The organism is Citrobacter sp. XT1-2-2, from assembly GCF_023516235.1.
Lineage (GTDB): Bacteria > Pseudomonadota > Gammaproteobacteria > Enterobacterales > Enterobacteriaceae > Citrobacter > Citrobacter werkmanii.
Window position 1 is genome coordinate 3,714,297 of record NZ_CP097324.1, and the last position, 13,036, is coordinate 3,727,332.

The window sequence follows — 13,036 nt, forward strand, 5'->3', positions numbered from 1 at the left end:
GCGGCGATTATGATGTTTAAGCAATACCTGCAAGTTACGAAACCAGGCATCATCTTTGGCAACCTGATCTCGGTGATTGGGGGGTTCCTGCTGGCCTCGAAAGGCAGCATCGACTATCCCCTGTTTATCTACACGCTGGTTGGGGTGTCACTGGTTGTGGCGTCGGGTTGTGTATTTAACAACTATATCGACAGGGATATCGACAGGAAGATGGAGAGGACCAAAAACCGCGTGCTGGTTAAAGGTCTGATTTCTCCTGCCGTCTCGCTGGTATACGCCACCTTGCTGGGTATTGCTGGCTTTATGCTGCTGTGGTTTGGTGCCAACCCTCTGGCCTGCTGGCTGGGGGTGATGGGCTTCGTGGTATACGTGGGCGTCTATAGCCTGTATATGAAGCGCCATTCCGTTTACGGTACGCTGATTGGCTCACTCTCCGGCGCTGCGCCGCCGGTGATTGGCTACTGCGCTGTAACCGGTGAGTTCGATAGCGGTGCGCTGATTCTGCTGGCTATCTTCAGCCTGTGGCAAATGCCGCACTCTTACGCGATTGCGATTTTCCGCTTCAAGGATTATCAGGCTGCCAACATCCCTGTACTGCCAGTGGTAAAAGGCATTTCGGTCGCGAAGAACCATATCACGCTGTATATCGTGGCATTTGCTATCGCCACGCTGATGCTAACCCTGGGCGGCTATGCAGGTTATAAATACCTGATTGTTGCTGCGGCGGTGAGCGTCTGGTGGTTGGGCATGGCGCTGCGCGGTTATAAAGTGGAAGATGACAGAGTCTGGGCGCGCAAGCTGTTCGGCTTCTCCATCATCGCCATTACCGCGCTCAGCGTGATGATGTCCGTCGACTTTATGGTGCCAAACTCGCAGAACCTGCTGACTTACGTCTGGTAAGTTAATCGTCACATCTTCTATGCCGGATGGCGGCTGACGCCTTATCCGGCCTACAAAAAAGCACATGGCTTGTAGGCCGGATAAACGTAACCCCATCAGGCATCTTCCTGTTTATTATCCGTCCATATTTCAAACAACCATTTCCCCGCTTCAGCCGACTCAGCAAACATCCTTACGGTTAACGGTATGCGTGTTGCTTCGACTTCTTCCCGCTTAGCTTTGAACCATCTCGTGAAGAGTGGCAAATTGTGCCACGGATAATACGGTTTCCAGTTCACACATGATAAATCGACTTTAAACTCTTTCTCATATCGAGTCAGAGCACTGTGGAGGTCATCACCGGGGACATCAAATAGTTCTGAGTCGAGTTCTAAAGGTACCTCTTTCCAGTTTTCATCCAAATACCCGGGTATTTCTTCCCTGAAAAGCTTTAACACATCGTCTTGAATACTCATTAGAATGATGTCCATTGCATATAGTCATCATCCTGAATCAATTGGTCATATTTATCACGAAATACCATTTCCTTTTCCCTCTTTCCATTGGAACCAACCACAAAAACACTACACCTGTAATTATCGCAAGTAAATTAGTTGCACAAGTAATTATTTCAGTTATACCGCTACACAATTCCACATATCGTAGAGGTTTACCCCACCCCTTCCCCGCTTTACACTAGGCGCGAAATTAATACAGAGGTGGGAATGAACGATTACAAAATGACGCCCGGTGAGTTGCGCGCCACCTGGGGTTTAGGGACCGTATTTTCGTTGCGCATGCTTGGCATGTTTATGGTCCTGCCGGTTCTGACCACGTACGGTATGGCGCTACAGGGTGCCAGCGAAGCCTTGATCGGACTTGCTATCGGTATTTATGGCCTGGCGCAAGCCATCTTCCAGATCCCCTTTGGTCTGCTGTCAGACCGCATCGGTCGTAAGCCGCTTATTGTCGGCGGACTGGCGGTATTCGTTTTCGGCAGCGTGATTGCCGCCCTCTCAGATTCAATCTGGGGAATTATTCTCGGTCGAGCTCTGCAAGGCTCTGGCGCGATTGCCGCCGCCGTAATGGCGCTGTTGTCCGACTTAACCCGCGAGCAAAACCGAACCAAAGCAATGGCGTTTATCGGCGTCAGCTTTGGTATCACCTTCGCCATTGCGATGGTATTGGGGCCGATCGTTACCCACGCGCTAGGGCTACACGCGCTGTTCTGGATGATCGCGGGCCTTGCTACCACAGGTATCGTGCTGACCATTTGGGTCGTTCCCAATAGCACGACCCACGTACTGAACCGCGAATCAGGCATGGTAAAAGGTAGCTTCAGCAAAGTACTGGCGGAGCCAAAACTGCTGAAGCTCAACTTCGGCATCATGTGTCTGCACATTTTACTGATGTCCACTTTCGTCGCCTTGCCAGGTCAGTTGGCGAAAGCGGGTTTCCCCACCGCCGAACACTGGAAAATTTATCTGGTGACGATGCTGCTGTCCTTCGTTTCCGTGGTGCCGTTCATCATTTACGCCGAAGTGAAACGCCGGATGAAACGCGTGTTCCTCGCCTGCGTGTTACTGATTCTTGTTGCCGAAATTGTATTGTGGAGCGCAAACATTCGTTTCTGGGGGCTGATTGCGGGCGTGCAGATATTCTTCCTCGCCTTCAACCTGATGGAAGCCCTCCTCCCCTCGCTTATCAGTAAAGAGTCTCCGGCTGGCTATAAAGGTACGGCGATGGGCGTTTACTCCACCAGCCAGTTTCTTGGCGTGGCGATTGGCGGTTCGCTGGGCGGTTGGGTTGTCGACATGTTTGATGGGCAGGCGGTATTCCTGGCCGGCGCGCTTCTGGCGGCAGTGTGGTTGTTGGTGGCCAGCACAATGAAAGAACCGCCGTACGTTAGCAGCCTGCGCGTGGAAATCCCACCGGAGATTGCCGCGGATGACACCCTGAAGCAGCGTCTGCTGGCTAAAGAAGGGATAAGCGAAGTGTTAATTGTGGCGCAAGAACATTCGGCCTACGTAAAAATCGACAGCAAAGTGACCAATCGATTTGAGGTTGAGCAGGTCATCAGCCAGGCGTGAAGATTGCAGGATGGCGACGTCTTATCCGGCCGACAAATAGCGTGTGCTACCTGTAGGCCGGATAAGCGGGCATTACGACTTAATCGCGGAAGTTCTTAAACTGGAACGGCTGGCCGAGGTCGCCGCCGCGAACCAACGCCATAACAGATTGTAGGTCGTCACGCGCCTTGCCGGTTACACGGATTTCTTCGCCCTGAATCTGCGCCTGCACTTTCAGCTTGCTGTCTTTAATCAGCTTAACGATTTTCTTTTGCACCGCGCTTTCAATACCCTGCTTCAGCTTCGCTTCCACAAACCAGGTTTTACCGCTGTGCACGAAGGTTTCCGGTACGTCCAGCGACGTGCCTTCAATCCCGCGTTTCAGCAGCTTGGCACGTAAAATATCCAGCAGTTGATTGACCTGGAAATCTGACTCGCTCAGCACCTTAATCGTCTTATTTGACTCATTCAGCTCAAAAGTCGCTTCAACACCACGAAAATCAAAGCGTGACTCTACTTCGCGGCTGGCGTTTTCTACCGCGTTACGGGCTTCCTGAAGATCAACTTCAGAGACAATATCGAAAGATGGCATCTTTTCCTCTCCCTTCATTTTTGATGCGAAGCATAATACCTGCAAAGTTACTCAACAGACAGCGCTATACTAGGCTGTATCCTTTAATTGTACGCGGAACTGAAACCTGTGAACAATAAAGGGGTACGGCCGATATGGATTAACACCTGGTGCTGTTGCAGGTGAGGAGGAAGAATGAAAATTACCGTACTGGGATGTGGAGCGTTAGGACAGCTGTGGCTTACCACGCTGTGCAAACATGGACATGAGGTGCAAGGGTGGCTACGCGTGCCACAGCCCTACTGCAGCGTGAACCTGATCGACACGGATGGATCGGTTTTTAATGAATCCCTGACGGCAAACGACCCCGACTTTTTGGCAAAAAGCGACCTGTTGCTGGTTACACTTAAAGCCTGGCAGGTTTCCGATGCGGTAAAAGGTCTGGCCGCAATTCTGCCTGAAACTACCCCAATTTTGCTGATTCACAACGGTATGGGGACGATTGAAGAGCTGCAAAACATTAAACAGCCTCTGTTGATGGGCACCACCACCCACGCAGCACGTCGCGACGGAAATGTCATCATTCATGTCGCTCAGGGCACAACGCGCATCGGTCCGGCGCGTGAGCAGGACGGTGATTTCAGCTATCTGGCTGAAACACTGCAAGAAGTACTACCGGATGTCGCCTGGCACAATAATATTCGTGCCGAACTGTGGCGCAAACTGGCGGTGAACTGCGTCATTAATCCCCTGACGGCGCTCTGGGACTGCCCAAACGGCGAACTGCGTCAGCATCCGGAAAAAATAGCACTAATCTGTGAGGAAGTAGCAGCGGTTATTGAACGCGAAGGCCACCACACATCAGCGGATGATTTACGCTATTATGTCGAGCAAGTCATTGATAGTACGGCGGAAAACATCTCATCAATGCTGCAGGATATTCGTGCCATGCGCCATACAGAGATCGACTATATTACCGGTTACCTGTTAAAACGCGCCCGCGCGCACGGCATCGCCGTCCCGGAAAATGCCCACCTGTTTGAAATGGTAAAGAGAAAGGAAAGTGAGTATGAGCGCTCAAGCACTGGTTTGTCTCGCCCCTGGTAGTGAAGAGACCGAAGCGGTCACGACTATCGATCTGCTGGTTCGCGGCGGAATTAAGGTCACTACAGCAAGCGTCGCCAGCGATGGCGACCTGACGATTGTGTGCTCACGCGGAGTGAAGCTGCTGGCTGACGCACCGTTGGTCGAAGTGGCTGACGGCGATTTCGACATCATCGTATTGCCTGGTGGTATTAAAGGCGCGGAGTGTTTTCGCGATAGCCCTTTGCTTGTCGAAACCGTGAAGCAGTTTCATCGCTCCGGGCGTATTGTCGCAGCAATTTGCGCCGCTGCCGCCACCGTACTTGTCCCGCACGATATCTTCCCCATCGGAAATATGACAGGTTTCCCGGCGTTGAAGGACAAAATTCCCGCAGAACAATGGCAAGACAAGCGTGTCGTCTGGGATCCGCGCGTTAACCTGTTAACCAGCCAGGGTCCGGGAACATCCATTGATTTTGGTTTAAAAATCATTGATCTACTGGTAAGCCGCGAAAAGGCTCATGAAGTGGCGTCACAACTGGTAATTGCTGCGGGAATTTATAACTACTACGAATAAGAATGATTGCCGGATGGCGGCGTAAACACCTTATCCGGCCTACAAAACGGTACAGTCTGTAGACCGGATAAGCGGCAGCGCCATCCGGCAAAGGAACTACGGGCGATACACCTTCACGTTTTCAAAGCCCTGCTCGCGCAGATACAGCGCCTGCAGGCGGCTCATCACGCCGCGTTCACACCACAGCAGCCAGGTTTTACTCTGGTCTAAATCGCCGAATTTAGTGCTCAGCTTGTAGAACGGCAATGAAACCACGTCCACACCTTCCACCTTCAGCGGTTTGTCATCCTGTTCATCCACAGAACGGATATCCAGAATCACGTCGTTTGAGCCGAAACCACTCACGGTTTCCACTTCCACCACGGTCTGCCGAGTCTGCTGGGCGATATCGCGAATATCGATATTGTTCGCTTCTTCGACCACTTTATCGAGGATAGAGAAATCGAAGTTTTCTTCTTCGGCCTCAATCTTCGCTTTAATCGCCTTCACCGTTGGGCTTTTTGAAATTACGCCGCAGTATTCCGGCATGGTACGCGCAAAGTCCTCGGTACCAATTTCACGCGCCAGGTTGATGATGTGCTCTTTATCATGGGAGATAAGCGGGCGCAGGATCAGGGTATCCGAAACGTTATCAATCAGGCGCAGGTTGGTCAGTGTCTGGCTGGACACCTGGCCCAGCGCTTCACCGGTTACCAGTGCCTGTACGCCGTAGCGCTCAGCGACTTTCGACGCCGCGCGTACCATCATACGTTTGAGGACCACGCCCATCTGACCGTCGTCGACTTTCTCCAGGATCTCGCCCACCACCGGCTCAAAGTTGATCGCGACAAAACGTACGCGATGCGAGCTACCGTAGCGGTTCCACAGATAATGCGCCACCTGACGAACGCCGATTTCATGCGCAGCGCCGCCGAGGTTAAAGAAGCAATAGTGTACGCGGCAGCCGCGACGCATCAGCATGTAGCTCGATACGCCGGAGTCGAAACCACCGGAGATCAGCGACAGGACGTCTTCCTGCGTACCAATCGGGAAACCGCCAATACCTTCATAGCGGCCTTTAACCAGCAGCAGACGGTCATTTTCGATTTCAAGATTCACCGTCACGTCCGGTTTCGTCAGCTTCACGCGCGCGGATTCAATATGCTGGTTCAACCCGCCGCCAACATAACGTTCCACCTCAATGGAGCTAAACTCATGCTTACCGCGACGCTTAACGCGTACACAGAAGGTTTTTCCTTCCAGTTGATCGCGATACTGCACCAGCGCTTTCTCGAAAATATCGTGCATGTCGGTAAACGGCACGTCTTCTACTTCGAGAATATGGTGGATACCCGGAATACGGGTCAGCGCGTCGCGAATATCCAGACGCTGGCTTTCATCTTTAGCGCGAACCTCAACGTGATCCCAGTGACGGACAACGGCAAGGTCTTCATCGTAGTGCTTTAAAACGTTACGAATGTTCCCTGTCAGAATTTTTATAAAGCGCAAACGCACAGATTGGCTTTTGATGGTGATTTCTGGGAACAATTTAATGATAAACTTCATGGCGGCAATGGTTCTTTGGCAAGTCTGAATGACTTGTAATGGAAAAAAATACAGCAGCCCATACCCTGCGGCTGCATCCAGGCGCGCAAGTATACCACTATCATGGTCATCCTGTGCACATCGCCTTACCATTGCGCGTTATTTGCTTATCAGTGCGAGTCCGTTACCATAGTCTTGTGCTGCCAATACAGAGAGTCAGACATTCATTATGCCGAAGAAAAATGAAGCGCCAGCCAGTTTTGAAACAGCGCTGAGCGAGCTGGAACAGATTGTTACCCGCCTGGAAAGCGGCGACCTGCCGCTGGAAGAAGCGCTGAACGAATTCGAACGTGGCGTACAACTGGCGCGTCAGGGACAAGTCAAATTGCAACAGGCTGAACAGCGCGTACAAATCCTGCTGTCAGACACCGAAGACGCCGCCCTTACGCCTTTTACACCGGATAATGAGTAAATGGATTTTACGCAGCAGCTACAGGCTTGCGTTGAGCAGGCCAATCAGGCACTGAGCCGTTTTATCACGCCACTGCCCTTTCAGAACACTCCCGTGGTCGAAACCATGCAATATGGCGCATTATTAGGCGGTAAACGTCTGCGCCCATTCCTGGTGTATGCGACCGGTCAGATGTTTGGCGTCAGCCTGAGTACGCTTGATGCTCCCGCTGCCGCCGTCGAGTGCATCCATGCCTATTCGCTGATGCATGATGATTTACCCGCGATGGACGACGACGACCTGCGCCGCGGTCTGCCAACCTGCCATGTAAAATTTGGCGAGGCAAACGCGATCCTGGCCGGAGATGCGCTGCAAACGCTGGCGTTTTCCATTATCAGCGACGCCCCGATGCCGGAAGTATCTGACCGTGACCGCATCGCGATGATCTCTGAACTGGCGCAGGCCAGCGGTATCGCCGGTATGTGCGGCGGCCAGGCGCTGGATCTGGAAGCGGAAGGTCATCAGGTAGCGCTGGATGCGCTGGAGCGTATTCACCGCCATAAAACCGGGGCATTGATTCGTGCCGCCGTGCGTCTGGGTGCATTAAGCGCAGGCGATAAAGGGCGGGAATGCCTGGCAATACTCGACAAATACGCAGAAAGCATCGGTCTGGCCTTCCAGGTTCAGGATGACATACTGGATGTGGTAGGCGATACTGCAACATTGGGTAAACGTCAGGGTGCTGACCAGCAGCTTGGCAAAAGTACCTATCCTGCACTTCTGGGTCTTGAGCAAGCCCGGAATAAAGCCCGGGATTTAATCGAAGATGCCCGCCAGTCGTTAAGTTTGCTGGCCGCGCAGTCTCTCGATACCTCGGCACTGGAAGCGCTAGCGGACTATATAATCCAGCGTGATAAATAAACCAACATATCCCATGAGCTTGCGATGAGTTTTGATATAGCCAAATACCCGACCCTGGCGCTGGTCGACTCCACCCAGGAGTTACGCCTGCTACCAAAAGAGAGCCTGCCAAAGCTTTGCGACGAACTGCGCCGCTATTTGCTCGACAGCGTAAGCCGTTCCAGCGGGCACTTCGCCTCTGGTCTGGGCACGGTGGAACTTACCGTCGCGCTGCACTACGTCTATAACACCCCGTTTGACCAGTTAATCTGGGATGTGGGACATCAGGCTTATCCGCACAAAATTCTGACCGGCCGCCGCGATAAAATCGGCACCATTCGTCAGAAAGGCGGTTTGCATCCGTTCCCGTGGCGCGGTGAGAGCGAGTATGACGTACTGAGCGTTGGGCACTCCTCAACGTCCATTAGCGCTGGCATTGGTATTGCGGTTGCCGCCGAGAAAGAAGGCAAAGATCGCCGTACCGTTTGTGTGATTGGCGACGGCGCTATCACCGCCGGGATGGCGTTTGAAGCGATGAACCATGCAGGTGATATTAAGCCCGATATGCTGGTTATCCTCAACGACAACGAAATGTCGATTTCAGAGAACGTCGGCGCGCTGAACAATCACCTGGCGCAATTACTCTCAGGCAAACTCTACTCCTCGCTGCGCGAAGGCGGGAAGAAAGTGTTCTCCGGCGTACCGCCGATTAAAGAACTGCTCAAACGTACCGAAGAACACATTAAAGGCATGGTCGTGCCGGGCACGCTGTTTGAAGAGCTGGGCTTTAACTATATCGGCCCGGTGGATGGGCACGACGTGCTGGGACTTATCACCACGCTGAAGAACATGCGCGATCTGAAAGGCCCGCAGTTCCTGCACATCATGACCAAAAAAGGTCGTGGCTATGAGCCAGCGGAAAAAGACCCGATCACGTTCCACGCCGTACCCAAATTCGATCCATCCAGCGGCTGTCTGCCGAAAAGCAGCGGCGGCCTGCCAAGCTATTCAAAAATCTTCGGGGACTGGTTATGTGAGACCGCAGCGAAAGACAATAAGCTGATGGCGATTACCCCGGCGATGCGCGAAGGCTCCGGTATGGTGGAATTCTCACGTAAGTTCCCGGACCGCTACTTCGATGTGGCGATTGCCGAGCAGCATGCAGTGACCTTTGCAGCAGGTCTGGCGATTGGCGGCTACAAGCCGGTCGTGGCTATTTACTCTACCTTCCTGCAACGCGCCTACGATCAGGTGCTGCATGATGTGGCCATCCAGAAACTGCCGGTCCTGTTCGCCGTTGACCGGGCAGGTATCGTTGGCGCAGATGGGCAAACCCACCAGGGGGCGTTCGATCTCTCCTTCCTGCGCTGCATCCCGGAAATGGTCATTATGACCCCGAGCGATGAGAATGAATGCCGCCAGATGCTGTTTACCGGCTATCACTACAACAACGGGCCATCGGTCGTGCGCTATCCACGCGGTAATGCGGTGGGCGTTGAGCTGACGCCGCTGGAACACCTGCCAATAGGTAAAGGCATCGTGAAGCGTCACGGGGAAAAAGTGGCGATTCTTAACTTTGGCACCCTGATGCCGGAAGCTGCTCAGGTCGCAGAGTCGTTGAACGCCACGCTGGTTGACATGCGCTTTGTGAAACCGCTGGATGAAACGTTGATCCTCGAAATGGCGGCCCAACACGATGTGCTGGTTACCATTGAAGAGAACGCCATTATGGGCGGCGCAGGCAGTGGCGTAAACGAAGTGTTGATGGCCCATCGCAAGCCCGTTCCGGTGCTGAACATCGGCCTGCCTGACTTCTTCATCCCACAGGGCACTCAGGATGAGGCTCGCGCCGATCTGGGTCTTAATGCCGCAGGCATTGAGGCCAAAATCAAGGCCTGGCTGGCATAATCCCCTCCCCGCTCCTGCTATGCTTAATGAATAACACGCTAAGCAGGAGCGAATGAATGCAATACAACACCTTAGGAAAAACCGACCTCCGGGCCTCCCGCCTTTGCCTGGGCTGCATGACGTTTGGCGAGCCCAATCGCGGTAATCACGCCTGGACGCTGCCTGAAGAGAGCAGCCGCCCGATAATCAAACACGCCCTTGAGGGCGGCATTAACTTTTTCGATACCGCCAACAGCTACTCCGCTGGCAGCAGCGAAGAGATTGTCGGCCGCGCGCTGCGTGATTTCGCCCGCCGCGAAGATGTCGTGGTCGCGACCAAAGTTTTTCACCAGGTGGATGATTTAGCAGAAGGATTATCCCGCGCACAAATCCTGCGCTCAATCGACGACAGCCTCAGACGCCTGGGCATGGACTATGTAGACATCCTGCAAATTCACCGCTGGGATTACAACACGCCAATCGAGGAAACGCTGGAAGCCCTTAACGATGTAGTCAAAGCCGGTAAAGCTCGCTATATCGGCGCCTCATCCATGCATGCTTCGCAGTTTGCTCAGGCGCTGGCCTTGCAGAAGCAACACGGCTGGGCGCAGTTCGTCAGCATGCAGGATCACTACAACTTGATCTACCGCGAAGAAGAACGCGAAATGTTGCCGCTCTGCTATCAGGAAGGTGTCGCGGTGATCCCGTGGAGTCCGCTGGCGCGTGGTCGCCTGACACGCCCGTGGGGAGAAACGACCGCACGTCTGGTTTCCGATGAAGTCGGTAAAAATTTATATAACGAGAGCGATGAAAACGACGCGCAAATTGCCGCCCGGCTGGCTGGCATCAGTGAGGAGCTGGGCGTTACGCGGGCGCAGGTCGCGCTGGCATGGCTGCTGAGCAAACCAGGCGTGGCTGCGCCCATTATCGGTACATCGCGTGAAGAACAACTGGATGAATTGCTCAATGCGGTGGATTTAACGCTGAAGCCGGAGCAAATTGCCGAGCTGGAGACGCCGTATAAACAGCACCCGGTGGTGGGATTTAAATAAGCGCGATTATAGATTGTAAGCCGGATAAGGCGTTTACGCCGCTATCCGGCAACCCCGTTAAATGATACCGATCGGCCAGTGATGGCCGATAAAATACAAAATACCTGCAGAGAGTATCCCGGCGACAATATCGTCGATCATGATCCCCGTCCCGCCATGCACATTGCGATCGAACCAACGAATCGGCCACGGCTTCCACATATCCAGAATACGGAAAATCACAAATCCGGCGGCAACCCATTGCCAGTCGAGGGTCGGTAGCGCCATCAGGGTTATCCACATACCGACAAATTCGTCCCAGACAATGCTGCCGTGATCGTGCACGCCCATGTCTTTCGCCGTTTGATGACACAGATAAACGCCGATACAGATAGACAGCATGACCACTAGCGAATACAGCTGCCATGGCAGAAATGTCATTAAATACCAAAAAGGGATCGCCGCCAGCGATCCCATGGTGCCAGGAATAATTGGACTCAGCCCGCTACCAAAACCGGTGGCTAACAGATGCCACGGATTACGCATATTCAGGCGGCTTTTGGCGACATCTTTTTTAAGGCGCGGCAAAATGGTCATATCCTTTCCAGTCGAACGTGACGGGTTTTCCATCGCGCGTAAAGTGAACGCCTTCTACATCCGCACTCATCTGACCGATGCAGGTAAACGAGGTCCCGAGATGTGCCAGCGCGACGTCCAGCGCGCCACGGTTGATTTCCGGTACGGTAAAGCATAACTCATAATCTTCCCCCCCGAGAGCGCCCAGCGCAGCGCCTGTTCAGGCTCAACGTGTTGGGCGAATGCCGTGGAATATGGCAGCGCGTCAACGTTAACCCGCGCGCCGCAGCCGCTGGCATTGACGATATGCCCCAGATCGGAAATCAGGCCGTCGGAGAGATCGATAGCCGCACTGGCCAGATCGCGCAGGGCTTGTCCCTGTAAAATACGCGGAGTTGGGCGCAGGTGGCGTTGCAGCAGATACTCCGCATCTTTTGGTTCTGTCACCTGCAGTCGGTCCTGCAAAATCGCCAGTCCCGCCGCACTGTCGCCCGGCGTGCCAGTCACATAAATCCAGTCGCCCGGTTTTGCCCCGGAACGTTTTAAGGCTCGCCCAACGGGAACGTAGCCATGAATACCCAACGTCATCGACAGCGGCCCACGCGTGGTATCACCGCCAATCAGTTGCATATCGTAGTAATTAAGGAGTTCAAACAGGCCATCGCTGAAAGCTTCAAGCCAGGCTTCATCAACGTCGGGTAACGTCAGTGCCAGCGTCAACCACGCAGGATCGGCCCCCATCGCCGCCAGATCGCTTAAATTCACCGCCAGGGCTTTCCAGGCCAGATCGGTAGGATCAATGTCGGGGAGGAAGTGGTTGCCTGCCACCAGCGTATCGGTACTGATCGCCAATGTCTGTTTTTCAGGGATGTTCAGGAGTGCGCAATCGTCGCCAATACCGGTTTCGACATCAAGACGAGACGTTCTTACGCGATCAAAATAACGGGCAATCAGGGAAAATTCGCCGCATGCCATACGTTATGCCTCAGCAGAAAAAAAGAAAAAGCCGGGGATAGCGGAACCACGTTCCACTCTCCGCCGGCCTCGGGATTACTTTTTGTTGGGGCGAATCACAGGTGCTGCTTTATCCAGTACGCCGTTAACGAATTTATGGCTGTCTTCGGCGCCGAAGGTTTTCGCCAGTTCAATCGCTTCGTTGATAGCCACTTTGTACGGCACATCACTACGTTTAGACAGTTCAAACAGCGCAATACGCAGTACGGCTTTTTCTACCTGACCCAGCTCTTCCAGCAGACGAGACAGGTAAGGCTTCATTAATCCATCCAGGTACGCGCTGTTAGTCGCCACCCCGGACAGCAGCTCACGGAAATACAGAACGTCGACATCTTTAACGTCCTGTTCCGCCAGGAACTGGTATTCAACATCAGCGATGTCGTTCTGGGACAACTGCCAGGAGTAGAGCGCCTGGACGGCACACTCACGGGCGCGGCGACGAGCAGCAGGTTTCACGGATTTCCCCTTACAAAA

The 13,036-nt window shown here is 53.5% G+C and carries 13 protein-coding genes and 1 pseudogene; 8 read left to right on the plus strand and 6 right to left on the minus strand.

What is annotated here, in order from left to right; translation table 11 throughout:
* Positions 1-9: 9 nt before the first annotated feature.
* Positions 10-900 (plus strand): heme o synthase, encoded by an 891-nt coding sequence (gene cyoE / locus M4I31_RS17780; RefSeq protein ID WP_003831005.1) that lies wholly within the window; start codon positions 10-12, stop codon positions 898-900.
* A 95-nt stretch (positions 901-995) separates the two neighbouring features.
* Here cyoE and M4I31_RS17785 read toward each other — a convergent pair whose 3' ends face one another.
* A complete protein-coding gene (locus M4I31_RS17785; protein WP_085047639.1) occupies positions 996-1,370 on the minus strand; it encodes a DUF1493 family protein in 375 nt (124 codons plus the stop codon).
* Between the two features lie 234 nt (positions 1,371-1,604).
* Here M4I31_RS17785 and M4I31_RS17790 point away from each other — a divergent pair, with 234 nt between their 5' ends.
* Positions 1,605-2,969 carry an MFS transporter gene (locus M4I31_RS17790; RefSeq protein WP_085047640.1) on the plus strand — a complete coding sequence of 455 codons (1,365 nt, stop codon included), beginning with the start codon at positions 1,605-1,607 and terminating at the stop codon, positions 2,967-2,969.
* Positions 2,970-3,048: 79 nt separating this feature from the next.
* On the opposite strand, the gene M4I31_RS17795 is transcribed toward M4I31_RS17790, so the two are convergent.
* Positions 3,049-3,540, minus strand: coding sequence for a YajQ family cyclic di-GMP-binding protein (locus M4I31_RS17795; RefSeq protein WP_038638234.1), 492 nt, complete (start codon positions 3,538-3,540; stop codon positions 3,049-3,051).
* A 174-nt stretch (positions 3,541-3,714) separates the two neighbouring features.
* On the opposite strand from M4I31_RS17795, the gene panE reads away from it, so the two are divergent.
* Together panE and yajL are read left to right on the plus strand one after the other, a co-directional pair.
* The gene (gene panE / locus M4I31_RS17800; protein ID WP_038638233.1) at positions 3,715-4,626 is read left to right on the plus strand and encodes a 2-dehydropantoate 2-reductase; all 912 of its coding nucleotides are present in this window, start codon (positions 3,715-3,717) and stop codon (positions 4,624-4,626) included.
* Complete coding sequence (gene yajL / locus M4I31_RS17805; protein ID WP_069323955.1) at positions 4,589-5,179, plus strand: protein deglycase YajL; 591 nt, start codon at positions 4,589-4,591, stop codon at positions 5,177-5,179. The genes panE and yajL overlap by 38 nt, the downstream gene beginning before the upstream one ends.
* Positions 5,180-5,275: 96 nt before the next feature.
* Here yajL and thiI read toward each other — a convergent pair whose 3' ends face one another.
* Positions 5,276-6,724: a tRNA uracil 4-sulfurtransferase ThiI gene (gene thiI / locus M4I31_RS17810; protein WP_085047642.1), complete on the minus strand. Its 1,449-nt coding sequence runs from the start codon at positions 6,722-6,724 to the stop codon at positions 5,276-5,278.
* Between the two features lie 208 nt (positions 6,725-6,932).
* Here thiI and xseB point away from each other — a divergent pair, with 208 nt between their 5' ends.
* From xseB to yajO, 4 genes are read left to right on the plus strand one after another with little or no spacing between them, the layout of a single operon-like run.
* Positions 6,933-7,175, plus strand: a complete 243-nt coding sequence (gene xseB / locus M4I31_RS17815) for an exodeoxyribonuclease VII small subunit (protein ID WP_038638224.1) — start codon at positions 6,933-6,935, stop codon at positions 7,173-7,175.
* Positions 7,176-8,075 carry a (2E,6E)-farnesyl diphosphate synthase gene (gene ispA / locus M4I31_RS17820; RefSeq protein ID WP_038638213.1) on the plus strand — a complete coding sequence of 300 codons (900 nt, stop codon included), beginning with the start codon at positions 7,176-7,178 and terminating at the stop codon, positions 8,073-8,075.
* Positions 8,076-8,099: 24 nt separating this feature from the next.
* Positions 8,100-9,962 (plus strand): 1-deoxy-D-xylulose-5-phosphate synthase, encoded by a 1,863-nt coding sequence (gene dxs / locus M4I31_RS17825; RefSeq protein ID WP_085047643.1) that lies wholly within the window; start codon positions 8,100-8,102, stop codon positions 9,960-9,962.
* A gap of 56 nt (positions 9,963-10,018) precedes the next feature.
* Positions 10,019-10,993 (plus strand): 1-deoxyxylulose-5-phosphate synthase YajO, encoded by a 975-nt coding sequence (gene yajO / locus M4I31_RS17830; protein ID WP_085047644.1) that lies wholly within the window; start codon positions 10,019-10,021, stop codon positions 10,991-10,993.
* Positions 10,994-11,050: 57 nt separating this feature from the next.
* Here the strand turns inward: yajO and pgpA are convergent, their stop codons facing one another.
* The 3 genes and pseudogenes from pgpA to nusB all read right to left on the minus strand — a co-directional run bounded on the left by pgpA (position 11,051) and on the right by nusB (position 13,018).
* On the minus strand, positions 11,051-11,569 hold the full coding sequence (pgpA, locus tag M4I31_RS17835) for a phosphatidylglycerophosphatase A (RefSeq protein WP_038638206.1): 519 nt from the start codon (positions 11,567-11,569) through the stop codon (positions 11,051-11,053).
* Positions 11,547-12,523 (minus strand): annotated as a pseudogene (thiL, locus tag M4I31_RS17840) (thiamine-phosphate kinase). Before thiL ends, pgpA begins: the two are co-directional and overlap by 23 nt.
* A 75-nt stretch (positions 12,524-12,598) precedes the next feature.
* The gene (nusB, locus tag M4I31_RS17845; protein ID WP_000801129.1) at positions 12,599-13,018 is read right to left on the minus strand and encodes a transcription antitermination factor NusB; all 420 of its coding nucleotides are present in this window, start codon (positions 13,016-13,018) and stop codon (positions 12,599-12,601) included.
* Positions 13,019-13,036: the final 18 nt, after the last annotated feature.